This is a genomic window from Proteus hauseri (assembly GCF_040139125.1).
Lineage (GTDB): Bacteria > Pseudomonadota > Gammaproteobacteria > Enterobacterales > Enterobacteriaceae > Proteus > Proteus hauseri_B.
Window position 1 is genome coordinate 285,016 of the sequence record NZ_JBEEUB010000003.1, and the last position, 25,669, is coordinate 310,684.

Here is a 25,669-nt window from a genome sequence, read left to right on the forward strand (position 1 = left end):
CTCCGCGTAGTTTTAGTATTCATCTTCATATTTAGTTTATTATGGGGATCAATAAACGGGTTTCAAGGAATTGGCGCAAAAACGAGGGTAAAAAAATGCCAGATAATACCGTAACGGAAGAAAAACAATTTAAATGCATTGGCATTGTCGGACATCCCCGCCATCCTGAAGCACTTTCAACTCATGAAATGCTTTATCATTGGCTAAAAGATAAAGGCTATGAAGTCATTATCGATACTCAAGTTGCTCAAGAGCTAAAACTTGAAAATGCATTGATGGGCGACTTAACTCAAGTTGGCAAAGCCGCAGACCTCGTTATCGTTGTTGGTGGTGATGGCAATATGTTAGGCGCTGCTCGCGTATTGTCACGCTATAATATCAAAGTTATTGGTGTTAACCGTGGTAATTTAGGGTTTCTTACTGATCTCGATCCTGATAATGCACTACAGCAACTCACTAATGTTTTAGCGGGTCATTACCGTGAGGAAAAACGCTTTTTACTTGAGGCCCGCGTTTGTGCATCAGGTGAAAGAACGCGCATTGGTACCGCGATCAACGAAGTTGTTCTTCATCCAGGAAAAGTCGCTCATATGATTGAGTTTGAGGTCTATATTGATGACCGCTTTGCCTTTTCACAACGCTCGGATGGCTTAATTATTGCCACACCAACGGGTTCCACTGCCTACTCTCTTTCAGCGGGTGGTCCAATTCTTACACCAAATCTCGATGCCATTGCCTTAGTACCGATGTTTCCGCATACCTTATCAGCGCGTCCTTTAGTCATTAGCAGCGATAGCCAAATTAAGTTGAAATTTTCACAAACCAATATTGATTATGAAGTCAGCTGCGACAGTCAATTAGTTTTGCCTATAAAAGAAGGCGATGAAGTGATTATTAAACGTAGCCGACAAAAATTAAATTTAGTACACCCTAATGACTATAACTATTTTAATACACTCAGTTCAAAATTAGGTTGGTCGAAAAAAATGTTCTGATTTTTGTGCCTCACTACTTTACTGTATAAAAAACCAGTTTATACTGTATGCAATCACAGTTATGTTTTTATACACAGGAGAGGCACTATGCTGACTCAACTAACCATTAGTCATTTTGCCATAGTCCGTGAACTTGAAATCGATTTCTCTGGTGGAATGACCACTATTACAGGTGAAACTGGCGCAGGTAAGTCTATTGCTATCGATGCGTTAGGTTTATGTCTAGGAAACCGTGGTGATGCCAATATGGTGCGTTCTGGTGCGACTAGAGCCGATTTATGCGCACGTTTTTCACTCTCCGATACGCCATCCGCCCAGCAGTGGCTAGAAGAACATCATCTTGATGATCATAACGAATGCCTACTAAGACGAACTATCTCTACTGATGGTCGCTCTCGTGGTTTTATTAATGGTACATCCGTGCCACTATCTCAATTACGAGAGCTCGGTTCATTACTTATTCAAATTCATGGTCAACATGCGCATCAACAACTATTAGAGCCTCGTTATCAAAAACATCTTCTTGATATTTATGCCCATGAACCCGCATTGCTGAAAAAAATGAAAGCGGCTTACCAAACGTGGCACCAAAGTTGCCAAACGTTAGCTGCATTTCAACAACAGTCATTAGAGCGAGAAGCCAGACAACAGCTTATTGATTACCATTTAAAAGAGCTTAATGAATTTCAGCCTATTCAAGGTGAATACCCAGAATTAGACCAAGAGTACAAACGCTTATCCAACTGTGGGCAATTCTTGAGTTTAAGCCAAAATAGCTTACAAATTTTAAGCGAAAATGAAGATCAAAATATTCTTAGTATGCTTAATCTCGTTAAACACGAAATAACAGAACTTACTTCAATGGAGAGTCAGTTCAGTTCTCTACTTGATATGTTAGAAGATGCCACTATTCAAATTAGCGAAGTAAGCGATGAGTTACGCCATTACAGTGATAAATTAGAAATGGATCCTAATCGCTTATTTGAACTTGAAAAACGTATTGCCAAATATATTAGTTTGTCTCGTAAACATAGAGTCACACCAGAAGAGCTATATGAACTTCATCAGCAACTTATTGAAGAAAAAAATGCACTATTACGTCAGCACGATGATTGTGAAACATTAATTGAGCAAGTAAAACAAGATCATCTTGCGGCACTAGAAGTTGCTAAAGAACTACACCAAGTACGCCAACAATATGCCAATGAATTAAGTCAATTAATTACTAGTAGTATGCACCAACTATCAATGCCTCATGGTTATTTTACCGTCGATACGCTTTTTGATGACACATCGCTGCAAATTGATGGTGCAACTAAAGTTGAATTTAATGTCACAACAAACCCAGGACAGCCACATCAAGCGCTTTCAAAAGTGGCGTCTGGTGGTGAGCTTTCACGTATCGCATTAGCTATTCAAGTTATTACTGCTAAAAAAATGGATACACCAGCACTTATTTTTGATGAAGTTGATGTTGGTATTAGTGGTCCTACTGCGGCTATTGTTGGCAAACTACTACGTGAACTTGGTGAATCAACACAAGTTATGTGTGTAACCCATTTACCTCAAGTCGCAGGTTGCGGTCACCAACACTATTTTGTCAATAAAGAGACAAATGGCGAAGAAACTGAAACCTCGATGAAGCTACTATCTAAAAAAGAGCGTCTTCAAGAGTTAGCACGTTTATTAGCGGGCAGCGAAGTAACAAAAAATACCTTAGCAAATGCAAAAGATTTGTTGGCGGCATAACGATTAACAAACTTTTATTGATATTTAAGGTCATAGGCAGAGCGTGAAAGGTTTTCAATTGCTGCGTTGTCGATTATCATCGTCACTATGACCCTAAAAGGAATGTAATAACCATGCGTTTTAAACTGTTAAAAGTTGCCGCCTTATCTTTAGTCGTAATGACTTCAGGTTGCTCTATGTTCGAGAGACTGGTTTATCACCCAGATATCAATCAGGGAAATTATTTAACGCCAGCTGAAGTCGCAAAAGTTCAGCAAGGAATGACACAGCAGCAAGTTCAATTTGCCCTTGGCACTCCAATGCTTAGAGATCCTTTCGGAAGCCAAATTTGGTATTATGTTTTCCGTGAAGAGCCTGGTCATGAAAAAGTGCGTCAAGAAACGCTCACTTTGACTTTTGACAGTAATGGCATTCTGACGAAGATAGATAAACAAGGAAATATGCCAAGTTTTTCTAACTCGACTAGCAAAGAGTAAGACTTAAACGATAGTAATCGGCAAAATGAATTGCACCCCATACGTTAATTAACGATGGGGTGTGTTTTATTGCAGATAATTAGCTATTTGCATAATCAATAAAACTAAAAATGAGAGCACATCCAAGAAGCATTATAACAATATATTAGTCTGCTTTTTTACGCGCTTTCTCTGCACGTTTACGACGCATCTCTTTAGGATCTGCAATTAATGGGCGATAAATTTCGACTCTATCCCCCTCTTTCACCTTATCCGTTAATTTAGCTGGGCGACTATAAATCCCTACTTTATTCTTTTTTAAATCAATATCATTACAAATCATTAAGATATTAGACGCGATAATGGCTTGCTCGACAGTATCCCCTGCAGTTAATTCAACCGGAATAAGATACTGTTTATCTGGTAACGCATAAGTTACCTCGACCCCTATTTTAGTCACGATAGATCTCTTTCGCTCGTTGAGTAAACGCCTGAACCATATTATTGGTTAAGTCTTTAAAAATGCGACCAAAGGCTAACTCAATTAATTTATTTGTGAACTCAAAGTCTAACTGAAATTCGACCTTACACGCATTATCATCTAATGCGGTAAACACCCACCCTCCCGTTAGCTTACGAAAAGGACCATCAACAAGACGCATATCAACACGTTCATTTGTCTTTAAAAAATTATGGGTAGTAAATGTTTTACTGATACCCGCTTTAGAGACCTGAACTGATGCAATCATTTCTTCTGGTGTGCTTTTGATCAGTTTACTTCCAACGCATCCTGGTAGAAAATTAGGATAAGTGAGAACATCATTCACCAGTATAAACATTTGTTCTGCGCTAAAAGGAACTAGAGCAGATCGGCTAATCTGAGGCATAGTTATTCCTGTACGACAACACTGTGTGCGATCATATCATTGAACAGTGACTAAATAAAAATCTAATGGAATATAGCTCAAGTTTTATGCAATTGAAAAGAAAACAGTCGGTTAAATGATTTCTTTCTGTTGCTCATACAGTATAATGTGGACATTATGACAAAGAAAAAATCACACAAACCTGGTTCTGCGACTATTGCGCTAAATAAACGTGCTCGCCATGAATATTTCATCGAAGATGAGATAGAAGCGGGTCTGTCGTTACAAGGCTGGGAAGTAAAATCACTGCGCGCTGGTAAAGCAAACATTAGTGATAGCTACGTTGTTATGCGTGATGGCGAAGCTTATCTTTTTGGTGCAAACATCACACCTTTAAATGTTGCATCAAGCCACGTAGTTTGTGATCCAACGCGTACCCGTAAACTATTATTAAAACAACGCGAACTCGATTCACTTTATGGTCAAATAAATCGTGATGGTTACACTGTTGTTGCTCTTTCACTTTATTGGAAGAATGCATGGTGCAAAATTAAGGTTGGCGTTGCTAAAGGTAAAAAAGATCACGATAAGCGAGAAACTATCAAAGATCGTGAGTGGAAATTAGACAAAGCAAGAATTATGAAAAATGCTAATCGCTAAATCACGTTAAGTGCTAGCTATTACAAGTGTTTTTCTGATATACTTGCGTTTATCAACTTGGGGCTGATTCTGGATTCGACGGAATTTGCGAAACCCAAGGTGCATGCCGAGGGGCGGTTGGCCTCGTTAAAAGCCGCAAAAAGATAGTCGCAAACGACAATCAGTACGAAGCACTAGCAGCTTAATAACCTGCGTAGAGCCCTCTCTCCCTAGCCTCCGCTCTTAGGACGGGGATCAAGAGAGGTCAAAACCAAAAGAGATCGCGTGGATACCTTGCTTGGGGTTGAAGCGTTAAAAATAATCAAGCTAGCTTATTTGTGGCGTGTCTGTCCGCAGCAGGTAAGCGAATTTAAAGATAGACTAAGCATGTAGTGCCGCGGATGTAGGAATTTCGGACGCGGGTTCAACTCCCGCCAGCTCCACCAAAAAATTCTTTATTAATGATTACCAGAGTCATTGGTAAAGTTCGAAAAGCCCACTAACTCAATGAGTTGTGGGCTTTTTTGTGTCCTGCGCAGTCGAATCTTATCTAGTTAAATCCAATCATTTTCGGCATATTGAACTAAATTTCTAAGCTGCCTATGCGGCAGTGAACATTTAAGTCTCGATCTTTTGACCAAACAGTTTGCAAATATTTGATCCGAGCGCTTTGAAATTGCTTAGCAACGCCAAGTCGCTTTTCATCATCAAACCAAAAAGAAAGCCATCCTTGTAGATATTCTGTTGGACGATACTCATTTTGCGGAGTAAACCATTCTACGTCGGTCCCCATGTGCAGAGGTGTACCACCTCCTCCACAAAAACCTACCAATACACCAGCTTGTGAAAGCATTCGCATGGCTGCTTGGGTAATTGATGTGCCATTGCCTAGTAATAAAACGGTAGTATTAGCGATAGGAATATTGAAGTAGAGGTTCTCTTTCTTCGACTTGGTAAGATATAAAACACGACCATCTTTTTACATCACTCGGCAGTATTCCAAGTAGTACATATTGGCCCTTTTAGAATGAAGAATAGTTTTCAAATCGGAGGGGGATAAATCTTCCATTACTTTAGCCTCATTTAGTCATCTCTAAACAATATCAATTAAGGAGTCAGCATGACATGAGCAAGTTGTATATTTGTGAACTGTTAAAGAAAATTTAATTATCAAAAATACCAAATAATTACTTTTAAATATAATAAGGAGGGAATATACAATCGAAATATATTCTAGTAGCTATTGTAGGAGACTTAAAAAAATTAATAATGGGATATTAAAAATGGAATATCTATTGATAAAACTGATTAATTTAGAGCAGGCACAGAGGTTAGTTGCAGAATCAATACAAATTTATAATGAAAGGCGACCGTATTTATCATTAAACGATAAAACGCCCGATAAGGTTTATCGAGCATTTTATGCCTGAAAAGTTGTCAACCCATATCAGAACTAGTCATAATGAAAGTAATAATTAACCTTTTTTAAATCCTGGCTTACCGTTCTGAGCTCTCCATCTTTTAACTGTGTTCAAAATCCCTGCAGGTGAATCATCTTCACCATCCTTAGGATAATAGATCAAACCGTTACCACGAGGATGCTCTGATAATTTAACAAAATGTCGAACCCATGATTTATGCTCTTCTTCATTAGAAGTTGTTACATTACAGATTCCCTGTAACAATTTCAAAAACTCAGCTTCAGTATAATCACTGATACTATTTTTCAGTTCCATGATCATTTTCCTCTATGAATATCAATGTGTCGTTTAGGGGTGACAATGCGGATATTATCCATATCATAAACTCCACCATCTTCAATAATAGGCTTAACATGGTGAAGCTCAAATGTCTCCCTGCCTCCAACTTGCTCTTCAGGGATCGGATAAGGTGCATTACCTTTTTTTATCAATGTTTGGTTAGCTTTACTAAATTGCTTTAACAATTCGGGATCTTTTGAAACCTCTTCCCACAATCTTCGTCTAAATTCATCAAAATTATTAAATTTTTCACCACGTAATTTATCGGCAATACGGTCTGGAATAGATTGAAGGTTACTGCGTCAAAGTTGATTAAATGGCTAATTTCGTCTATTCCGTCACTTTAAATAACAAAAAAGCCTCCGTTAAGAGGCTTCTATTAATTTAACAAAGGTAATAATTAACCTTTTTTAAATCCAGGCTTACCATTTTTAACTCGCCATTCTTTAACTTCTTTAACAACCCCTTCAGGGCTATCTTCTCGATTATCGTTTGGGTAATAAATTAAATCCGAGCCATCAGGATGTTCTGTTAATTTTTTAAATAAAAGAATATTCTCTACATCTTCTTGTTCTGTAGTATTTTCTACATTAAAAATTTGTTTAACAAAGGCTAAAAATTCAGCTTCTGTATAATCACTAATACTTTGCTTTTGACTCATTATTATTTTCCTCTATGAATATCAATATGACGTTTCGGTGTAACAACTCTAATATTATCTATATCATAAACTCCACCATCTTGGTGAATAGGTTTATCATGGTGTAATTCATACTTAATTCTTCCGCCTACTTGATCTGCATTTCTAGGTGTGGGAGCTTTCCCTGCTTTTACATTACCTTGATTTTGAGGATTAAATTGCTTTAACAATTCGGGGTCTTTTGAAACCTCTTCCCACAATCTTCGTCTAAATTCATCAAAATTATTAAATTTTTCACCACGTAATTTATCGGCAATACGGTCTGGAATAGGAACTCCATTTTCTTTTCCGGCATCATTAAGCCATTTATCACCGACTTTTTTGCCTTTACCTGTAGCCTTACCTGGTTGATTGCGTTTATTTTCTTTTTTAACCTTATCCTCAGCAGCTTTTTTCTCACTCTCTGCTTTTTTTCGCGATTCGAGGATTGGTGCTAGACTTTCTTCAGATTTGGCTAGTTGGTTATCATATGATAGTACCTGATCACCAAGTCGCTCATAAAATAGTTTGATTAGATAAGTTTGTATTCTGTCTGGTTTATTTACAGCTATTCTTTTTTCTACTTCACCTAAATATGCATCCATTCCTTTATTTAGAAGAATATTAAGTAAATTTTTATCAGCAATCTTAACTTCAACTTTAGTGACGCTAATTTGTTTATTATTCTGCTTATAAACAAGAGGATTTTTAACAGGATCGGCTAATGCCAAGCCTTCTGGAGTCACTTTGAGTTTATTAATAACAGCGACTTGAGCCTGATATTGCTTATCAATATTGGCTAATCTTTTTTTTGCTTCTTCAAGCTCTAATAATGCGGCTTCTAAAGGGTATAAAGTCGACCATTCTGTCCATTCTTCTTCAACTATTTTCTCTTCGTTATCTACATCAATCACATCAATAATAGAGACATAAAGCGCTTCATGTTTCCCACCAAAATCAACAATTGCATGATGAGTTTTTAATTTAGATGAAGGAATATAGTATCCAGCATTAGGCTTAGAGTTGATGACTACCTGTTTATTTTTATCCACTTTGTTTTCAGAAATGCTAATACGCACTGGCTTTGCGCCAGTAATAACAGGGGCGGTATAAATATTAAGTGTGCTTGTTGCTGTTGCCTTTACGATTGGGATACTAATAGCCTGACCTGTTGATACAATGGTTCGCTGCTTTCTAGTATTTTTATCTAAAGCAGACATAACCTGTGTATGTATGCTTAAGGATGTTTTTTTACCAATATCACTAATTTGATTAGTAACAATTTCAGCAGGCATCGTTGTAACTTTACGTGCTTTGTTTCTATCAAAAATATCTCTATCCAAAATGCCATAGTTCTTTAACAATGCCATTTCAGCTTGAGTAGACATGATGTTACTACTTGGCCACAATCCTTCGACTGCAATCCCAACACCTGTGATCCTAGCAAGCTTTGGCGCAACTAACATTGCTTCAACTGCACTAGTTCTTAGCGCTGTTAATGATTTAGAAAAAGCACTCTTAATATTAGCGGAAACAAATGGACTTGATGTAAAACTAAGGACACCTTGATAAGTAAGAAAACCTAAAGCAGGAAGACCGGCGGATGCCATTACTAACTTCTCAGGGTATTTCCCTAGATCAAAATCTGAAATGTCTTGAACTTCTCTTACTCGCTCATTTTTGTCTCGATCTTCACTGTCGTTATCTGTGTGATTTGAGTTATCATCTTCATCATAGTCATGGCTACTAACACTGGCTGTTATCTCAATACGAACATCTCGATCTTCATTATCACTCATATAAATTCCTTTTTATATTCAATAGCACATAGATGCTGTACATAAACACAGCAACATCAATAACAATCGTAAATCAATCCTCTTACCTCGGCTTTATTAAGAATGATTATTATTAACATTTAATTCTTCTTTGATCCAAATAAAGTAAATCAATCAGTTATCAATTTCTGGTGCGCTATTGGTGTCCTTATTTTCCTCTTCCTGCGTTTCTTCCATCTCACACATTCTCACGTTATAGATTGATTGCTCTGGCATCTGTACACGAACAGAAATAAAACGACTGGCTGGAATATCAATTAGATATCCATTCTTAAAACCGTCAATTTTATTATCCGCAAATGATGGTGCATCAGGATGAGTTCGGTATCACTTCTATTACCATCACCAGCACAACATGCCTTGGCACAAGCGGCGTTGACTTATCGCTTCGGTGAGGGGCATCAGCCTGTTACCAAGGAGCAAGTATTACAACCTCACTGATGAGAAAATAAGAAAGATGATTTATGGACGGTATATCAACGTTTACAGGAAAACTTAATCAAGGGAGGATTATCAGGTAGGAATGTTAAAGGTAAGTGAGCTCGCACTCGTTCAGTGAATGGCATTGATGGGGATATTAAATTGAATAAAGCACTGTGGGTGATGCCGTTTGCATTAGGTATTATAGATCGAGAGTACATGGTAAAAGAAAAGGAACGCAGTGATCTAGAAAAGAGATTAAACATACTTAATAAGCAGTTAGAAATTCATAGAAATGCTCTATCTAATTGGGAGCTGGAAATTGAAATATTGTGGCAAGAATGCATTGAATTAGGCTTAATATCAAATTTAGAAAATATAGATACGCAAGAAAAAATCAATAATTTAAAATTCATAAATAAAAAATACTTAGATGGAAAAATTCTAGAAATATTAAAAAAACCAAATTATGAATACCATAACAACTTAATAAACGACTTAATCCACCAAGGAGAAGAGAAAAAAAGAAGTATTGATGACTTGAAAACACAAATAATAAATTATGAACAATTATTTTCTAAAGGAAAAGAGTTTACGGATGCCATTAAGAGAGAACAAAAACGCACCGTTGGCTTTGAGTGGCTTAAAGAAACATTAGCTCCAAATCATGAATGTATTGCATGTGGCTCAAAAACCAAATCATTGCATGTAGTAATTGATAATTTAGAGAAAAAAGTAAATTCAATTAACTCATTATCAGATGCTTTATTTGATAACCCGATTGAAGATAGAGAGTTAAATAATTTTAAAATACAATTAAGAAATTTACAAAGTGATTTACATTCAATAAGAATAAAAAAAATATCCTTAGAAAACATGGATAAAAAAAATACAGACTCACTAAATAATATTTACATTGTTATTGGAAAAATACAAGAAAAACTACTATCTATTGAAAAAATAAGTAATAACAACTATATAAACGAGCAAATAAAAGAAATAAAAAAAGAATTGACCCCCTTAAAAAAATATTTTGAAAATAAAAATTTTGATAATGATGAATATACTACCTATTCAAAAATCAATAATTTAATAGAGAAATATGCAGATAAATTTAGCCTCAAACGTAGTGGGAAAATTAAGTTTGATAAAAAAGAATTAACACTGAGCTTCGCCAACCCTAGATTAAGAAAATATGAATATCTATGGGAGATAGGTAGTGGCGCTAATTGGATGGGATATCATATATCTACATTTTTAGCATTTCATGAATACTTTTCTAAAAAAGATAATCAAAAATTGCCACCATTCAGTTTTCTAGTCATAGATCAACCTAGTCAAGTATATTTTCCAAGTGCTGAATCTGGAGACAATATTCTAGATGATGCGAATAAAATGAAAACCATACAGAGTACTAGAGAAAATGATATTAGTGCCACAAAAAAAATATTTGAAGTATTAGCTCATGCTATTCAGGAAAATAACTATAACTTTCAAATTATCGTTCTGGAACATGCTGATAGCAGCATATGGGGAGACGTGAAAAATATCCATGAATCCGCGCATTGGAAATATGAGGGTGATGGATTAATTCCATTAGAATGGATTAAATAAAGAAATCAAACCTCATAGTTAAATTATATATGGGGTTTGATTTTACTTTTCCCCAGATAGTGACTCAATTATTCTATTTTCTATTTTTTGCTTTTGATTTAAAGATAAAGAATTCTTTTTTTCTTGAAAAAAAACTATAGAATTATTAATTTTATCTTGGATATAAATAGGTAATTCCTGATCTTTCACTGACAGTACACCAGAGCTATTATTAATTCTAGCGCTTTTCCATCCCCTATTAGAATTTATTTTAATCGGGCATAAATGTAGAAATCTAAGATATTTAACATAAGTAAACAACTCACTCCCCACTTTAATAAAGTCAAACTCAATAGCCTTAGTTAAATATATGTCTAAGTCATCATTAGTATCAGTTTTATCTAAAAGAATCAATAACTGTCGCTGCTCCTTGGGATGAGGATTATAACCTAATAAATACTCCCTCAAATTATTAATGGCTTTAATTATTTCTTTGTTTTCCTTATAAGAAAACTCATTTAAATTAACTTCATATATATATGATAAAACTCTAAAGCTAACTGATGCTAAATATTTATTTAATCTATTATCATATTCAAACTCTTTTTTCTCATTATATTCTAAAGGATAAAATATTTCTTTAGAAAAATAACTCTCCCAGCCACTAAAGATAGATTCACATTTCTTACAAAGAAAATGAACTTTCTTTCCATCTTGAGATACCTTATTTGGGTTTTCAGTTGTCCTAAGATGTCCAGTTAATGCTGATAACTTTGCATATTTAAATATAAACCTAGGGAGTAGATGACTTAGCTCTAATTGATCACTATCCTTACATAATCTACATACACTCATATTCCAAGCTATTTTATCCATAACCTATTCTTGAATTAAAAATACCCAAAAATATATTAACCTTAATTTATCAGGCTAATCACCATTAATAGACTATCTTATTCCATTAACTCTCTGGTAGCTACTAATTTGATAATTATTTGACATTTAAAAACCAAGAGAAATTTTTTTATTGGCACACATAAAATTAAATATTTTTCATTATAATATAAAAAAATAAATGAATAAAGAGTGAATATAATTTTCATTTAGTATAAATACATTCGTATTAAAAAATTTATAATTATAACAGAAAGACTAATAACTCTATTGTGTGCGACTAGTCAAAAAGGATATAATATACACAGATCAATCTTAAGCAATAAGAAGCCCCAAAACTAATCAAATTATTTTTAGGCACCTTATTAGGCACTTTTGAAAAGTTGAATTGAACATTAGCACTATAAAATCATTTAGTTAAGCGACTAATTCAGACTCCACCAGTCCACCAAAAAATTCTTTATCAATGATTACCAGAGTCATTGAAAAAGTTCGAAAAGCCCACTAACTCAATGAGTTGTAGGCTTTTTTTGTCCTGCGCCGTCGAATCTCACCTAATTAAATCCAATTGTCCACTCGTAACTGAAGTAAAAGGGCGATGGCACAGAGAACTCTATTATGCAGCTTCATCTCAGCTATATGATCGTTTGCTGAGCAGCGAGGTATGTTCCTTGTCATATGGTTTGGTAAAATGGAAAGTGTCGCTGGTAGGAAAAAACATGGCTTGAAATCTGCCCAAGAGCTTAAAAGTAGTATTGAAGCAAAGCTCCCTGCTGAACTGCAAAAATTTATAGATATTTTTGTTCTAGACGTATCAAGGAAATAAGCCTCTAACTATAAAATCCATCATTCTATAGTTACACTATTGGTTAACAACATTAATAAAAATCATTCTTATGATACTCAATAAACTGAGGTATAAGTAATACTTTATGAACTTCTTCTTCTCACTCAAATACTAAATGTTGGGCGTAAACCCGGATATTCTTCTGATTCCATTTGTATAGCTAAGTCTGAAGTAGTTATTCTACGTAAAGTAGACGCTGCTATAAATTGTACTCCTAGCGCCAATCGAACAACCTGAAGACGCTTAAGCCCTTCGGGCTTATAGCGGCTAGCTACATAATGAGGCATTTTATCAATCACAGCTTTAATTTGTCTATCGTCACGATGGGGAATTTTCTCCATCATTAATTGTGCCAAATTGGTAAGATTATGACCATTCTTACCTTTCAAAGTGTTTAAATCGACGCCACTCCAAACTAAAGCCGCTTTGAAGGAAAGCTCTGCAACCATGCAAATAGGCTGAATAACTGAATCATGACTAAAGCTGTTAGGTAGCGTATTTGCTATATCTTCAAGATTAGAGCGAGACATTTTCCAGAGTGTTAATGCTTCTGAGGCGCAATCTTCTATTTCATTCAAACCCATAGTAAAATCATGAAGATCAGCAATAGCAAAAGATACTTCTGCTGCAATTACCCTATCTTCTCTACACCACTCCCACCACTCTTGATTACTTGAAAAACCTGCTATTTGCCAAACTTCTAGTACATTCTCTCCATATAGGATAGGAAAGATTGTTTTTCTAACTTGATCCATGGATGCAATCATACCTATTCCGGCACCAGGCCTGCTTGTTTCCACTTCAGGCATCATGACAATGTATGCATCTACTATACGTTGAACCTCTGGATTACTGAAAAATCCAAGGATAAAATCTGTTCCTAGTATATCCATTGCAGCTGTCAACGGTCGTTGGTGAACATGAACGCCATCCTCAGCATATTTCTTATCCAATCTGCGCAGATCATCAAGCGTCCACATGCTCATATCTATTTCCTTTTATTTTTGCCAAATTTTTATATGAATATGTTAAAGAATCACAAAATAAACAATCATTGCTTAATACAAATGAATAAATATGGTAATTAACTTTAAACTCCATATTCAATCCTTGCAAGATTATCAGCAATTGAAGTAGTAATTTTTACATTAACTGGTGTAATATTAATTACAGTGTGTAATTAATCCCATACTTGGAAGATAATCAAAAATAACTTAAGCTCCTTATTAGGTGCTTTTCAAAAATCAAACATTAGTACTATAAAACCACTTAATTAAGTGATGAGTTGAAACTCCTCCCGCCCACCAAGTTTAATAACTTAGTGTAAACATAACAATTCCAAAAATACCAAGTTAGAGAAAACAACAGAACTACACGCTAACAAAAAAACCACTATAAATAACACATAAATGACTAATGGATCATTTAAGTTTAGAAAAGCTCATTTCTGCAAGCCTTTTTATTATCTATATTTTATGCGTACTAATACGTAATTAATTGAATAATAACAATTAATATAGTTAATAGTGCACATTAATAAATAATAATCCTCTTCAAAACAGTTTGGTTTTATTTTAACAATGATACAACGCTTCCCCTTAAAAATACTCTTTCATTCTTTTTCAAGTTTCCAATATATATTTCACTTCTTATTAACCCTGTATCATTTCCATTACTCTTCACATAAAAATAAAAACCAATTAATAGAAATATTGAAAAAATAAACTCGTAAAAAGTGTAATAACCTTCCACAATAAAAATAAAACCCATCTTATTATGATAATAACAAGCTTAATATCTCTTATGTTTAGTTAATAAAGTGAATTACACCATAAAATAATAACATTTATAATAAATAGCAAAATAAAAAAATGAAATATGTTGATTTAAAACGATTTTATTTAAAACACTCTCTTATAGAAAATATCTATCATTATATTTTATTGCATAGAAACAACCTACTTTATTAATTTTTAAAAGCATATAAATTAGTAAAATCTTTATCATCCTAAAATTTAAAGATAATTATTATTTGTGTCTCCAATTATTTAAAACTGCTACTTAAATTATATATAAAAAACAACAACTCAGAGGTAAGGAATGAATAAAAAACTTTTAAGCCTATCACTTATTACGATGGCATTAGGTTTAGCTACTAGCTCTGCATTTGCGGCTGATAATACAGGTACTGTTACATTTGATGGTCAATTAACAAAAACAACATGTAAAGTTGATATTGAAGGACAAGGTCCTGATGCCACTATTACTTTGCCTACAGTAAGCACCAATACACTAACTCAAGCAGGGCAAGTAACTGGTCGAACTGCATTTAATATGAATTTACATGATTGTGAAAATATAATCCCGGAAATTATTGATTTTTCATTACCTCTTACAAGAAATACTACAGTAAGTACAACTCATGCACTTGTATCTGCCTTTTTTGAAGCGGGTATGACAGTTGATCCAGTAACTGGACAACTTAAAAATATGGATACGAGTGCTACGGGAGCCACTTTTGTTAATTTGCAGTTATTAGATGGCAGTAATAATTTTGCTCCGATTAAAATTGGTAATACCAAGCAAGTCACTGACACAACTTATGTAAGCATCAATATTGACACGTTTTCAACAACGCTACCTTATGCCGTAGAATACTATGCAACAGGTCTAACTACAGCAGGTAAAGTTAACAGTAGTGTTATTTATACGCTTCAATACAAATAACAGAATATCTATTTTATTAACATCAGAGGAGTTATGCTCCTCTGTTATTATTAACGATGAATTTAACATTTAGCCTCCCCTCTTTTTCCATTTATCAGTATTTAGGGGTAACGATGAGTGATCATACTGAACATAATGGTACTCGTATTTCAGGTAAAGGCGAAAATAACATTCAGACCCGTCTTGGTGTGAGAGCATTTGGTCTTGGTCACGCATCTCTCGATAATAAAACTGATCGTGAGTTTCAACCATTTATTGAAGCCAACTGGATTTACAATAGTAAAATAACTGGAGTTTCAATGAATGATGTACGAATAAGTCAATCAGGCACTCGTAATATAGGCGAAATTAAGGTAGGAATCGAAGGTAGAATGTCGAAAAATACCGATGTGTGGTTTAACGTAGCGCAACAAGTTGGCGATAATAGTTATATCGATACACAAGGAATGCTAGGTATAAAAGTTAAGTTTTAAAGAAACGATAAAAAAATAACTTGAATAAAAATAAGTGCGATAACCACCCATATAGTGGGTGGTTATCTATTTAAGAAGCATTGTTTCTTACGCAAAATAAATCCATTAACAAAAAATAAAGGTCGTTACCTTGCGAACTCTATTAATTAATATTACTAATCTAAATACAAGCTCTATTTTTAACATCAAATAGGTTAAAATCAGTATAAATATTTAATAGTGATATAAACCTTATCTTTATTAATAAAGACAATACGAAAAACACATTAAATATAATAGATAAAAGATGTTATATTTTATTGTGGCAATGTATTACCACATTGGTTACAAAATTTAGCTTCTTTATTTTGACCAGTTCCACAAGAAGAACAATATTTATCATATTTAGTCGATACAGTTACTCTATTATCAGGCTGTTCTTGCCCATAAGAGCCATTATTGTAACCTTGATTATTATATTCGTCATGATGCCCACCGTTATTTGAGCGACTATGCCCACGCGAGTTCTTATTACCATGAGAACTGCTATACTTATTACCAAATTGGTTACCAAATAGATTTCTTAAGAATCCCATAATTACCTCCACTCTCTAGATTTAATTCAATTATAAACCTTAGAGTTAACTTCAGGGTCAAGTTATCATAAGATAATTTACTTGGGTTTACATTAATTCCTATCATTCTTTTATAATATCAATAGTATGATTAATTCTTCTTGTGGCAATAAAGTTATTATAAGGCATAAGAACAATTATCAGAAACCCCATTTAATCCCTGCTGTCTCTGTTCAAATAAAACGTTTTTACTACCATCACTATTTCGGATTATTTTTAAGATATAAATACTATCAAAATCACTACTTTTCCATTTGGGAATTAAATCAGGGTCGCCCCCTTCTTGCTTCATGATATCTTTAGCGACTTTAACTAAATTATCATGCTCCCATGCAATAAAAATCACTGAGTTTTCATATTGTTTATTAAGTAACGCTTCACGTAACTCTGTTATCTCTTTTGCATGAAAATTAAGGTGAATAGGTAAGGAAATTCGAATTGCCGTTGGCGTTATTGTTTGTAGTGAACGTAATGAATTACCTAACTTACTCTGTTTAGGTGCAGCCGCAAATAGTGCGTCAGGTTTACCAAATTGATTAATTAATACATCGGGCAACGATAAAGCGCGGTTTAAACCCTTACAGGTTAGCTGCCCGCTATCGTTATCAGGTTTCTCACCATGTCTCACAAAAACAAGTATTTGCTCTGAATATGCCATATGACTAAATCCCAAAATAAATACACTCAAAAATAGTAACACACTGCGCATACCTCTATGCCTTTTAGTAAATTAAGTATAAGTAACATTAATAACTAAAATATTATCCAATTGAAATATAACAATATTTTTCAAGTGTTATTAACGCTTTCAAAATAGAGAATTTATTAATGTTACTGAAAAGATAATTTTAATGGCTAAATAGCGTTAAGCTAATTTCTCAATAAATTTAATGTCTAGCAACTCAATTTTATCTTTTAGATTTTCAACAAATGCTTTCATATGTGCCGTTTCATTATGCTTATCAACAGCACTTTGACTTTCCCATATTTCAAAGAAAATAAATGCTCTTGGTTGAGTGGTATCTTTATGAAGTTCATATTGGATACAACCTTCATCTTGATGACTTGGTTTTATCATTGCCTTGCAAGCGGACAAAACATCATTTTCATAATTTTCTTTCGCCACGATAGTGGCAATTAATCTGATATTATTCATCTACACATCCTATAACTCAACTCTGAGTATTATTGAGAAACGAAGAAAGAAACTGAAAACACTCTAACATAACGTTCAAGATATTCTTCATTTTATTATTTACATTTACCCAAAAATAAATTGCCAATATTAATATTATCTCTGCAATTTTCTTCTTTAGTATCAAGTAATCTGTAAGCATAAATCTCAATAAGGATTATTGTTATTAACGCAATAGTCTATTGCTTTTCCCCTTATTTATTGCTCCTGATTATCTAATTAAACTGCCACATATCAATTCTTGAGTTTCTCATTCATCTTGTTAGGAATAATAATGAAAGCCATTCTTCCTTTATTAGCACTTGCCACTGGCGCTTTTGCAATCGGCGCAACAGAATTCACACCTATGGGACTGTTACCTAACATCGCCTCAGGGTTAGATACCTCAATCACAATAGCTGGCGGATTAATTACTGGCTACGCAGTGGGTGTTATGATTGGTGCACCAATAATGACATTAGGTCTAGGGCGATTAACAAAACGTCATGCCTTAGTTTTTCTTCTATTACTCTTTATTATCGGCAATTTATTAGCCTCACAAGCAGATAGCTACTGGGGTTTAATGATGGCTCGTTTAATTACGAGTCTTAATCATGGTGCATTTTTTGGTATTGGCTCTGTGGTTGCAGCAAGTCTTGTCGAAAAACAGAAGCAAGCGTCAGCCGTAGCAGCTATGTTTATGGGATTAACAATTGCAAACTTAGTGGGTGTTCCCTTAATTACTTGGATTGGTCAACAATATGGTTGGCGTCTAGCATTTGTACTTATCTCAGGATTAGGCTTTATCACTTTAATTGGTCTATTTATGTTCCTGCCTGTTATTCCAAAAGGGAACAAACCTAATATTAGATATGAATTAAAAGTACTGACTCGCTTACCTGTTGTGCTTGCGTTATTGACAACCGTATTTGGTGCTTCTGCTCTTTTCGCACTTTATACTTATATTGCACCCTTTTTAATTAACATCGTGCATGTAAACGAAAGCGACGTTGCCATGTTACTGGTAGTTATTGGCTTAGGATTTACTGTAGGGAATTATTTGGGTGGAAAGTTATCAGCAAATAACATCGATAGAACGCTAGTGACATTTTTTGTGTTACTGATTTTATCTATGTTAGTACTCCCGTTAGTTTCAAGTAATTTGTACCTCACTGTAGCGACTATTTTTATTTGGAGTGTGGCAAGTTTTGCGCTTGTTCCCCCACTGCAGATAAAAACGATGCAAATAGCACATGATGCGCCAAGTTTAGTCTCTTCTGTAAATATCGGAGCATTTAATTTAGGTAATGCAATTGGCGCAATTATTGGTGGTATTGCATTAAAATATAGCTATAACATTGTTCCTTTAAGTGCCGCTTTAGTCGGGATTATCGGTTTGTTACTGGTTTTCTCACAATTAAAGATCAAAAGAGAGCCAGAACAAAGTTTAGCTTAACCTGCTTATCCCCCATTCAACTCAGTTAAGAAAGGATCAAGTTCACACTTTGATCCTTTTTTTATTCCCCATAGCACCATCATTCTTACTTACGCGAAATATTAATTTCTACACTACCGATTTTAAAGACACACTATTGTTTTGATAGTTAAGTACAACCTCAAATGTTAAATCCTAAAACATCGCTAACATAACCGCTGATATTTTTTATCAACTAACGATATAAATTAGGATCAAAAAGTATTACATCCATGGCATCTTTTACGTTTTGGTTACAAAGATAACGCTATTTATTATTGAAATAAGTAACATTTTCTTGATAAGCATTTATCAGCGATTGATTAAGTGAAAAAGAGTGACAAACAAAATGAAACCAAAGCGTAAAAACATGCTCTAGGCAAACTCATGTTGATTATTGACTAATTGATTTTCGTCTTCTTTTGTTTTGTTGACAATAAAAACGGATAAAAACTAGCAAGTATCATAATGGCAATCAAAATCAGATGAAGCAAAACAAAACCACTTATTTTTATTAACACGCTTAGTTAAAACAAAAAAGAGTTAATTTAGCTCTCAATTTAAAATAAAAACGATCAAGAAAAAAGCAAAGCTTAACAATTGTATAAATACAATAAATTATATAATAAAAATAAAATACTTATAATTATCACTAGTTATATTTTAATTTAATTATAAATATTAAGCCGCAAAGAGAAAATTAGTTATTTTAAAATCATCACTAACTATCACCTCACTAGCCTGATTTGTAATACAAATGATAATGCAACCAACATCCGATCTACAGCCAAGTTAACGGAAGTGTGAAGTTTATCACTGATGGAAAAGTCGTTTTTAAGACCATATAAAAAATTAATATAAATTTAGTAAAAACGTATAATTACCTATTCAGAATAATTAATTATAAATAAAATTAAAAATAGAGTTAATCATAATAATAAAATGATAGCAGATACAAATATTCGATACATAAAATATAAATAAATATAAAAAATAAAATGGTCAATTAAAAAGCACAAAGAAAAATAAAAAACAAACAATTTTTTACACTATTTAATGTTATTAATTATAATTAACAAAAATCAAATATAAGAAAACAAAATAGAATAGGAATTAACAAAAAAATAATAACATAAATCATATATATTTAATTCAACTTCAATAAAAATATTTTCATTATATTTTTAATAAAAAAATCTAAAAATTTAAATTAAATAAAAAATTAATAACATAGCTAAATTTATATTTAAAAAATAGTTTAAAACCATTACCTAATAACCATTGATAACTAATGTAAATCAATAAGAATACCTTATCATTATTAATATAGTGAAAAGCTCACCTTTCAATAAATAGTACTTTTCTTACTTAGTGTATCCATTAAGTTACTGTGATGAAAAAAATAATATTGTGTTTTTTTTCATCTATAACAATATTCGCAACAACATTAATAACTCAATTACATTGATAAAAGTCAAAAAATAAGCCAATTAATAACCAAATTATAACAAAAAAGGAATTTTTTTATATTTGTCACACAATTGATTTTATTCTATTACATCTCTTCAAATTTTCCCTACAATAGCCAACCAATCTAACCTGACAATCTCCTACGTAACTATTACGAGCATTGTTTAGTTGGGTAACTATCTTTTTTTACTTATACTTTATCGTTTCAGCAAAGTAGAGCATTAATAAAACCGAGTACCCTACACAATAAAATAATGACCAACTTATAGTTTTGCCGACGCAGTAATAAACGATAAAAATTGCAAACTTAAGGATAAAAATAACATGTCAGACTATCTATCATTTTTATTGGGAATAGTTCCTTTGGCTGTTCTGATTTTTATGATATTAAAAATGAAATCTGCGGTTCACCACGCCGTACTGGTCTCTTTAGTGATTACTGTCGTTCTTGCTATTTTTCATTGGAACAACACCATTCAATTTGCCTCAATGTCTGTGCTTTATGGTGCAGTAAAAGGATTGTGGCCGATCATTATCGTTATTCTTGCCGCTATTTATAGCTATAACCTAATGTTAAAAACAGGTGGCATGGAAGTTTTAAAAGATGTGCTAGCAGGCATCAGTGATGATAAGCGTATACAAGTGCTGCTTATTTCATGGTGTTTTGGTGGTTTTCTTGAAGCGGTTGCGGGATACGGCACTGCGGTTGCGATCCCTATCGGGATTTTAATCGCATTAGGATTTGATCCGTTTAAAGCAGCGGTTGCCTCTTTAGTTGCGAATACCGTACCGACAGCATTTGGTGCAGTTGGGATCCCCGTTTCAATTCTGGCGCAAAATACGGGTCTTGATGTACTGATTCTAAGTGAAACCATTATTATTCAGTTGGGATTATTTAATATCTTGCTGCCTTTTGTCATTGTCGCGATAGCGGGTGGTGGAATTAAAGCAATCAAAGGCGTGGTATTTATTACATTAATGTGCGGTATCAGTACATTAATCCCACAATATATTGTAGCGGCTAATTTAGGTGCCGAGTTACCTGCTTTTGCCGGTAGTTTAGTCAGCCTTATTGTGGTTGTTTTCCTTGCTAAACGTATGAAAGGTAAAAATAACAAGGGTAAAAGTACCAAAAAATACAGTGCTAAAGAGCTGCTTGTTGCCAGCTCTATCTATCTATTCACCTTTATTTTTATTCTCGCTTGTTCACCACTTTTTCCTACACTGCAAAGTGCAGCAGGCGCTATTTCCACCAAAATCCCATTTGTATTAAGTGATTCGCAAACTGTCTATCAAACGATTGCTTGGTTAAGTACGCCCGGCGTGCTGATTATTTTAGCCAGCTTTGTGGGCGGTACTATTCAAGGTGCAAGCGTTTCAACACTGATTTCAGTATTAGTAAAAACAACCATTCAACTTAAGAACTCAATAATTGCCATTATGGCGATAGTTGCAATGGCAACCGTAATGGATTTCAGCGGCATGATAGGCAGTATTGCTGAAACATTAGTCGATTTAACAGGTTCTGGTTTTATCTTTATTGCCCCAGTTATTGGTGCCTTAGGAACCTTTGTAACCGGTAGTGATACCAACTCTAACGTGCTGTTTGGTAAGTTACAAACCAGTGCCGCAGCCAAACTTAATATTGATCCATTCATTCTTGCCGCAGCAAATACCTCTGGTGCAACCGGCGGTAAAATGATCTCCCCTCAAAGCATAGCGATAGCGGTTTCAGCAACCAAAATGGATGGGCAAAGCAGTGCCATTATGCGCGAAACCTTAAAATACTGTATCGCTTATATAATTATTCTTGGGGCAAAAATTGGCATTATTTATCACCTAATGAACTAACTCATAAAGAGAGGTGAGTTTATCGATTTCACTCACTTCTCTTAAATAAATAACACAGTAAAAAGAATTTTATTTTAAGTAAAAATGACAACATCTGAGCGATGTTTTGGAGTTCAATTAATGAAAGTTAATTTTTATGCAACCTGTCTTGGCGATGTACTGAAGGCAGATTCCGCAAGAGATACCGTCTTGCTACTTGAGAAACTAGGTTGCGAAGTGCTATTTCAAGAACGCCAAGGTTGCTGTGGTCAGCCCGCTTTAAATAGTGGCTATGTGAATAATGCAAAACCAGCAATGAAATCTTTAATTGAAACATTAGAAGTTAATGATTATCCGATTATATCACCCGCAGGATCCTGTACTTATGCCATTAAAGGCTACCCAACTTATCTTGCTGATGAACCACAATGGGCATTACGCGCACAAGGTGTCGCAGATAGATTAATCGACTTAACTAGCTTTATTGTTAATAAATTAGGCGTTGTGGATGTAGGTGCCCGTCTTCCGGGTAAAGCAGTTTATCATCCATCATGCAGTTTAACGCGAAAATTAGGTGTCGTTAGTGAGCCTTTAACACTACTAAAACATGTTGAAGGGCTTGAAATGCTGCCTTTTGCTAACTCAGAAACCTGTTGCGGTTTTGGTGGTACGTTCTCCGTTAAGATGTCTGAAATTTCGGGTGAAATGGTAACGGAGAAAGTCAAACATATCATGCAAGTAAGTCCTGATTATGTTATTGGTGCAGATACAAGCTGCTTAATTAATATACAAGGTCGTTTAAGCCGTGAAAAACGTCCTGTAAAAGTGCTGCATATTGCACAAGTATTAATGAGCCAATAAGGGAGCCCACAATGTCGATTAAAACCAGTGATATAAATTTCAGACCCCGCCTAGAACATGAGATGAAAGATACTATCATGCGTAATGCTGTCGTCATGGCGCAAGAACGCATCGGGGCTAACCGTGAAATTATGGTTAAAGAATTGGGCAATTGGGAAGAGTGGCGAGATCGCGCTGAACAAATTCGTAACCATGTTCTTGAAAACCTAGATGCATATCTTTATCAATTATCAGAGAAAGTGACTGAAAATGGTGGTCATGTCTACTTTGCTAAAACCGCCGAAGATGCATCTCGTTATATTTGCGACGTTGCCAAAAAGAAGAATGCTAAAAAGATTGTAAAATCTAAGTCGATGGTGACTGAAGAAATTGGTATGAACAAAGCCTTACAAAACGAAGGCATTGAGATCATCGAAACCGACCTTGGTGAATATATTCTTCAAGTGGATAACGATCCACCATCACATATTGTAGTGCCAGCAATTCATAAAGATCGTTACCAAATTCGTAAAGTGTTAAATGAAAAGCTGGGTTATGAAGGCAGTGAAAACCCTGAAGACATTACGTTGTTTATTCGTCAACGTATTCGTCAAGATTTTCTTTCTGCTGATATTGGTGTCACTGGTTGTAACTTTGCGGTTGCTGAAACAGGCTCAGTCTGTTTAGTCACCAATGAAGGCAATGCGCGTATGACAACAACATTACCAAAAACCCATATTGCAGTGATGGGAATGGAACGTATTGCGCCAACCTTTGAAGAAGTTGATCCACTTATTACTATGCTATGCCGTAGTGCGGTGGGATCACGTCTTACCAGTTATAACACTTGGGTAACGGGTCCTCGCGAAGCAGGTAATGTTGATGGTCCTGAAGAGTTTCACTTAGTCATTGTCGATAACGGTCGCTCTGAAATTTTAGGCTCACAATTTAGAGATATTTTACGCTGCATCCGTTGTGGTGCTTGTTTAAATACCTGCCCTGCTTACCGTAATATTGGTGGTCATGCTTATGGCTCTATTTATCCCGGTCCAATTGGCGCAGTGATTTCGCCTTTATTAGGCGGTTATAAAGATTTTCACGATCTTCCTTATGCATGTTCACTATGTAACGCATGTAATGTTGTTTGCCCTGTTAAAATTCCTTTAGCGCAATTAATCCTTAAACATCGCAGAGTTATGGCTGAAGGTGGCTTAACACCAAAAGCTGAACAACGGGTTACTGGTATGTTTAACTACCTGAATGCGCATCCTGCACTGTGGAAAGTGGGTATGAATGTAGGTGCTAAAATGGCAGGGTTAATGATCAAAAAAGGCACCACACCAATCAAAATCAGTGTATTGAATGATTGGATGGCATCACGTGATCTACCAGAACCTGATGGCTATAGTTTCCGTAGTTGGTTTAAACGCCATAAAGCAGAAGGAAAAAAATAACATGTTAAATGAACAAAATCGTAATGAATTTCTGCAAACTATTGCTCAAAAATTAGGTCGCCCTGTTGCACATACACCGCAGCCACAAGATAAACCAGTAAATGATTTAGCAAAAACACGTTTAGCCAATCTAACACAAGATGAGTTATGTAAAGCATTTACTGAGTTTGCACAAACTCAAATGGTGAAATGTGTTGTTAGCAAACCCGAAAATCTTATTAATAGCCTAATTGAGTTATGTGAAAGCTACGATTGTCAGGGGTCAGTGGTAATGAGTGGTGATAAGCGCTTATATGATCTCGGTGTTACCCAAGCCATTAGCGAAAAATATGAAACCTACGTTTGGGATCCGCAATTAGGCTATGACAATATTACTCATGCTGAAAGATCGCAAATCGGTATTGTTTTTGCAGAAGCAGGATTGACTGAGTCAGGCGGGATCGTACTGTTTTCATCTCCTGAAAAAGGGCGTGCGGTTAGTTTATTACCTGAAACATCCATTGTTATTCTACGTAAAAGCGATATTTTGCCTCGTGTTGCTCAAATTGCAGAACGTTTACATAAAATGGCACAAGATGGTATCAGAATGCCTTCATGTATTAACTTAATTGGTGGTGCAAGTTCAACCGCAGATATTGAACTGATAAAAGTATGGGGCGTTCATGGACCTGTACATGCCGCTTATCTTATTATTGAAGATTGTTAATTACTAATAGAATCAGTTTATTACAATAAGATCGTTAACAAGCAAACTAAGGTCATGGTCAAAGGATTGACCACTTAACAATATAAAAGGCTGATAAAAGCCTTTTATATTTATACTCTATTTTATTATTGCTCTTTATTTTTCCTTTATCTCTTGCTAGATAGCTATTCGG

Annotated in this window: 25 protein-coding genes, 1 other RNA gene and 2 pseudogenes; 16 read left to right on the forward strand and 12 right to left on the reverse strand. The window is 34.6% G+C overall.

Annotated elements, in window-relative coordinates; genetic code table 11:
• Positions 1-95 precede the first annotated feature (95 nt).
• The 3 genes from nadK to bamE all read left to right on the forward strand — a co-directional run bounded on the left by nadK (position 96) and on the right by bamE (position 3,220).
• The gene (gene nadK / locus ABN099_RS07210) at positions 96-995 is read left to right on the forward strand and encodes an NAD(+) kinase (protein WP_349462967.1); all 900 of its coding nucleotides are present in this window, start codon (positions 96-98) and stop codon (positions 993-995) included.
• Positions 996-1,082: 87 nt separating this feature from the next.
• Positions 1,083-2,744 carry a DNA repair protein RecN gene (recN, locus tag ABN099_RS07215; protein ID WP_349462968.1) on the forward strand — a complete coding sequence of 554 codons (1,662 nt, stop codon included), beginning with the start codon at positions 1,083-1,085 and terminating at the stop codon, positions 2,742-2,744.
• 113 nt (positions 2,745-2,857) lie between these two features.
• Positions 2,858-3,220 (forward strand): outer membrane protein assembly factor BamE, encoded by a 363-nt coding sequence (gene bamE, locus ABN099_RS07220; protein ID WP_349462969.1) that lies wholly within the window; start codon positions 2,858-2,860, stop codon positions 3,218-3,220.
• Positions 3,221-3,365: 145 nt separating this feature from the next.
• On the opposite strand, the gene ABN099_RS07225 is transcribed toward bamE, so the two are convergent.
• Both ABN099_RS07225 and ABN099_RS07230 read right to left on the reverse strand, forming a co-directional pair.
• Positions 3,366-3,662, reverse strand: a complete 297-nt coding sequence (locus ABN099_RS07225; RefSeq protein ID WP_432807493.1) for an RnfH family protein — start codon at positions 3,660-3,662, stop codon at positions 3,366-3,368.
• A complete protein-coding gene (locus ABN099_RS07230) occupies positions 3,652-4,086 on the reverse strand; it encodes an SRPBCC family protein (RefSeq protein WP_349462971.1) in 435 nt (144 codons plus the stop codon). Before ABN099_RS07230 ends, ABN099_RS07225 begins: the two co-directional genes overlap by 11 nt.
• Positions 4,087-4,242: 156 nt before the next feature.
• Between ABN099_RS07230 and smpB the strand changes: the two genes are divergently transcribed.
• Positions 4,243-4,725 carry an SsrA-binding protein SmpB gene (gene smpB, locus ABN099_RS07235; protein WP_349462972.1) on the forward strand — a complete coding sequence of 161 codons (483 nt, stop codon included), beginning with the start codon at positions 4,243-4,245 and terminating at the stop codon, positions 4,723-4,725.
• A gap of 59 nt (positions 4,726-4,784) precedes the next feature.
• Positions 4,785-5,150, forward strand: a transfer-messenger RNA (tmRNA) gene (gene ssrA, locus ABN099_RS07240).
• Between the two features lie 173 nt (positions 5,151-5,323).
• Here the strand turns inward: ssrA and cas1f are convergent.
• Positions 5,324-5,773, reverse strand: a pseudogene (gene cas1f, locus ABN099_RS07245) (type I-F CRISPR-associated endonuclease Cas1f); the annotation flags it as partial.
• Positions 5,774-5,978: 205 nt separating this feature from the next.
• On the opposite strand from cas1f, the gene ABN099_RS07250 reads away from it, so the two are divergent.
• Entirely contained in the window at positions 5,979-6,134 is a 156-nt protein-coding gene (locus tag ABN099_RS07250) for an integrase core domain-containing protein (protein WP_432807494.1), read from the forward strand.
• Between the two features lie 45 nt (positions 6,135-6,179).
• Here ABN099_RS07250 and ABN099_RS07255 read toward each other — a convergent pair whose 3' ends face one another.
• From ABN099_RS07255 to ABN099_RS07270, 4 genes are all read right to left on the reverse strand, one after another.
• Complete coding sequence (locus ABN099_RS07255; protein WP_349462973.1) at positions 6,180-6,440, reverse strand: bacteriocin immunity protein; 261 nt, start codon at positions 6,438-6,440, stop codon at positions 6,180-6,182.
• A 2-nt stretch (positions 6,441-6,442) separates the two neighbouring features.
• Positions 6,443-6,748: an HNH endonuclease signature motif containing protein gene (locus ABN099_RS07260; RefSeq protein WP_349463125.1), complete on the reverse strand. Its 306-nt coding sequence runs from the start codon at positions 6,746-6,748 to the stop codon at positions 6,443-6,445.
• A gap of 116 nt (positions 6,749-6,864) precedes the next feature.
• Positions 6,865-7,125, reverse strand: a complete 261-nt coding sequence (locus tag ABN099_RS07265; RefSeq protein ID WP_349462974.1) for a bacteriocin immunity protein — start codon at positions 7,123-7,125, stop codon at positions 6,865-6,867.
• Positions 7,126-7,127: 2 nt separating this feature from the next.
• Complete coding sequence (locus ABN099_RS07270; RefSeq protein WP_349462975.1) at positions 7,128-8,942, reverse strand: colicin-like bacteriocin tRNase domain-containing protein; 1,815 nt, start codon at positions 8,940-8,942, stop codon at positions 7,128-7,130.
• A 366-nt stretch (positions 8,943-9,308) separates the two neighbouring features.
• On the opposite strand from ABN099_RS07270, the pseudogene ABN099_RS07275 reads away from it, so the two are divergent.
• Positions 9,309-9,599: pseudogene (locus ABN099_RS07275) on the forward strand (DUF932 domain-containing protein); the annotation flags it as partial.
• A gap of 678 nt (positions 9,600-10,277) precedes the next feature.
• Positions 10,278-11,015, forward strand: coding sequence for a DUF3732 domain-containing protein (locus tag ABN099_RS07280; protein ID WP_349463126.1), 738 nt, complete (start codon positions 10,278-10,280; stop codon positions 11,013-11,015).
• 42 nt (positions 11,016-11,057) lie between these two features.
• On the opposite strand, the gene ABN099_RS07285 is transcribed toward ABN099_RS07280, so the two are convergent.
• Positions 11,058-11,870 (reverse strand): hypothetical protein, encoded by an 813-nt coding sequence (locus ABN099_RS07285; RefSeq protein ID WP_349462976.1) that lies wholly within the window; start codon positions 11,868-11,870, stop codon positions 11,058-11,060.
• A 709-nt stretch (positions 11,871-12,579) separates the two neighbouring features.
• Between ABN099_RS07285 and ABN099_RS07290 the strand changes: the two genes are divergently transcribed.
• Positions 12,580-12,714, forward strand: coding sequence for a hypothetical protein (locus tag ABN099_RS07290; RefSeq protein ID WP_349462977.1), 135 nt, complete (start codon positions 12,580-12,582; stop codon positions 12,712-12,714).
• A gap of 125 nt (positions 12,715-12,839) precedes the next feature.
• On the opposite strand, the gene ABN099_RS07295 is transcribed toward ABN099_RS07290, so the two are convergent.
• Positions 12,840-13,721 (reverse strand): hypothetical protein, encoded by an 882-nt coding sequence (locus ABN099_RS07295; RefSeq protein WP_349462978.1) that lies wholly within the window; start codon positions 13,719-13,721, stop codon positions 12,840-12,842.
• Positions 13,722-14,835: 1,114 nt separating this feature from the next.
• Here ABN099_RS07295 and ABN099_RS07300 point away from each other — a divergent pair.
• Positions 14,836-15,462, forward strand: coding sequence for a fimbrial protein (locus ABN099_RS07300; RefSeq protein ID WP_349462979.1), 627 nt, complete (start codon positions 14,836-14,838; stop codon positions 15,460-15,462).
• Between the two features lie 56 nt (positions 15,463-15,518).
• On the forward strand, positions 15,519-15,935 hold the full coding sequence (locus tag ABN099_RS07305) for an autotransporter outer membrane beta-barrel domain-containing protein (RefSeq protein WP_349462980.1): 417 nt from the start codon (positions 15,519-15,521) through the stop codon (positions 15,933-15,935).
• A gap of 296 nt (positions 15,936-16,231) precedes the next feature.
• On the opposite strand, the gene ABN099_RS07310 is transcribed toward ABN099_RS07305, so the two are convergent.
• The 3 genes from ABN099_RS07310 to ABN099_RS07320 form a co-directional block, all read right to left on the reverse strand.
• The gene (locus ABN099_RS07310; RefSeq protein ID WP_349462981.1) at positions 16,232-16,510 is read right to left on the reverse strand and encodes a hypothetical protein; all 279 of its coding nucleotides are present in this window, start codon (positions 16,508-16,510) and stop codon (positions 16,232-16,234) included.
• 157 nt (positions 16,511-16,667) lie between these two features.
• Positions 16,668-17,258, reverse strand: a complete 591-nt coding sequence (locus ABN099_RS07315) for a histidine phosphatase family protein (RefSeq protein ID WP_349462982.1) — start codon at positions 17,256-17,258, stop codon at positions 16,668-16,670.
• 156 nt (positions 17,259-17,414) lie between these two features.
• Complete coding sequence (locus ABN099_RS07320) at positions 17,415-17,705, reverse strand: putative quinol monooxygenase (protein WP_349462983.1); 291 nt, start codon at positions 17,703-17,705, stop codon at positions 17,415-17,417.
• A gap of 313 nt (positions 17,706-18,018) precedes the next feature.
• Between ABN099_RS07320 and ABN099_RS07325 the strand changes: the two genes are divergently transcribed.
• From ABN099_RS07325 to ABN099_RS07345, 5 genes are all read left to right on the forward strand, one after another.
• Entirely contained in the window at positions 18,019-19,179 is a 1,161-nt protein-coding gene (locus ABN099_RS07325; protein ID WP_349462984.1) for an MFS transporter, read from the forward strand.
• 1,812 nt (positions 19,180-20,991) lie between these two features.
• A complete protein-coding gene (locus tag ABN099_RS07330) occupies positions 20,992-22,518 on the forward strand; it encodes an L-lactate permease (RefSeq protein WP_349462985.1) in 1,527 nt (508 codons plus the stop codon).
• Between the two features lie 120 nt (positions 22,519-22,638).
• Positions 22,639-23,358: a (Fe-S)-binding protein gene (locus tag ABN099_RS07335; protein WP_349462986.1), complete on the forward strand. Its 720-nt coding sequence runs from the start codon at positions 22,639-22,641 to the stop codon at positions 23,356-23,358.
• Between the two features lie 11 nt (positions 23,359-23,369).
• Complete coding sequence (locus ABN099_RS07340; protein ID WP_349462987.1) at positions 23,370-24,791, forward strand: LutB/LldF family L-lactate oxidation iron-sulfur protein; 1,422 nt, start codon at positions 23,370-23,372, stop codon at positions 24,789-24,791.
• 1 nt (position 24,792) lies between these two features.
• Positions 24,793-25,497, forward strand: a complete 705-nt coding sequence (locus tag ABN099_RS07345; RefSeq protein ID WP_349462988.1) for a LutC/YkgG family protein — start codon at positions 24,793-24,795, stop codon at positions 25,495-25,497.
• The last annotated feature ends 172 nt before the right edge of the window (positions 25,498-25,669 follow it).

What these genes read in the sequence shown, in the direction of transcription:
- nadK (WP_349462967.1), top strand. Translation starts at nt 96, where the DNA reads ATGCCAGATAATACCGTAACGGAAGAAAAACAATTTAAATGCATTGGC.
- recN (WP_349462968.1), top strand. Translation starts at nt 1,083, where the DNA reads ATGCTGACTCAACTAACCATTAGTCATTTTGCCATAGTCCGTGAACTT.
- bamE (WP_349462969.1), top strand. Translation starts at nt 2,858, where the DNA reads ATGCGTTTTAAACTGTTAAAAGTTGCCGCCTTATCTTTAGTCGTAATG.
- ABN099_RS07230 (WP_349462971.1), bottom strand. Translation starts at nt 4,086, where the DNA reads ATGCCTCAGATTAGCCGATCTGCTCTAGTTCCTTTTAGCGCAGAACAA.
- smpB (WP_349462972.1), top strand. Translation starts at nt 4,243, where the DNA reads ATGACAAAGAAAAAATCACACAAACCTGGTTCTGCGACTATTGCGCTA.
- ABN099_RS07255 (WP_349462973.1), bottom strand. Translation starts at nt 6,440, where the DNA reads ATGGAACTGAAAAATAGTATCAGTGATTATACTGAAGCTGAGTTTTTG.
- ABN099_RS07265 (WP_349462974.1), bottom strand. Translation starts at nt 7,125, where the DNA reads ATGAGTCAAAAGCAAAGTATTAGTGATTATACAGAAGCTGAATTTTTA.
- ABN099_RS07270 (WP_349462975.1), bottom strand. Translation starts at nt 8,942, where the DNA reads ATGAGTGATAATGAAGATCGAGATGTTCGTATTGAGATAACAGCCAGT.
- ABN099_RS07280 (WP_349463126.1), top strand. Translation starts at nt 10,278, where the DNA reads ATGGATAAAAAAAATACAGACTCACTAAATAATATTTACATTGTTATT.
- ABN099_RS07285 (WP_349462976.1), bottom strand. Translation starts at nt 11,870, where the DNA reads ATGGATAAAATAGCTTGGAATATGAGTGTATGTAGATTATGTAAGGAT.
- ABN099_RS07290 (WP_349462977.1), top strand. Translation starts at nt 12,580, where the DNA reads ATGGAAAGTGTCGCTGGTAGGAAAAAACATGGCTTGAAATCTGCCCAA.
- ABN099_RS07295 (WP_349462978.1), bottom strand. Translation starts at nt 13,721, where the DNA reads ATGAGCATGTGGACGCTTGATGATCTGCGCAGATTGGATAAGAAATAT.
- ABN099_RS07300 (WP_349462979.1), top strand. Translation starts at nt 14,836, where the DNA reads ATGAATAAAAAACTTTTAAGCCTATCACTTATTACGATGGCATTAGGT.
- ABN099_RS07305 (WP_349462980.1), top strand. Translation starts at nt 15,519, where the DNA reads ATGAATTTAACATTTAGCCTCCCCTCTTTTTCCATTTATCAGTATTTA.
- ABN099_RS07310 (WP_349462981.1), bottom strand. Translation starts at nt 16,510, where the DNA reads ATGGGATTCTTAAGAAATCTATTTGGTAACCAATTTGGTAATAAGTAT.
- ABN099_RS07315 (WP_349462982.1), bottom strand. Translation starts at nt 17,258, where the DNA reads ATGCGCAGTGTGTTACTATTTTTGAGTGTATTTATTTTGGGATTTAGT.
- ABN099_RS07320 (WP_349462983.1), bottom strand. Translation starts at nt 17,705, where the DNA reads ATGAATAATATCAGATTAATTGCCACTATCGTGGCGAAAGAAAATTAT.
- ABN099_RS07325 (WP_349462984.1), top strand. Translation starts at nt 18,019, where the DNA reads ATGAAAGCCATTCTTCCTTTATTAGCACTTGCCACTGGCGCTTTTGCA.
- ABN099_RS07330 (WP_349462985.1), top strand. Translation starts at nt 20,992, where the DNA reads ATGTCAGACTATCTATCATTTTTATTGGGAATAGTTCCTTTGGCTGTT.
- ABN099_RS07335 (WP_349462986.1), top strand. Translation starts at nt 22,639, where the DNA reads ATGAAAGTTAATTTTTATGCAACCTGTCTTGGCGATGTACTGAAGGCA.
- ABN099_RS07340 (WP_349462987.1), top strand. Translation starts at nt 23,370, where the DNA reads ATGTCGATTAAAACCAGTGATATAAATTTCAGACCCCGCCTAGAACAT.
- ABN099_RS07345 (WP_349462988.1), top strand. Translation starts at nt 24,793, where the DNA reads ATGTTAAATGAACAAAATCGTAATGAATTTCTGCAAACTATTGCTCAA.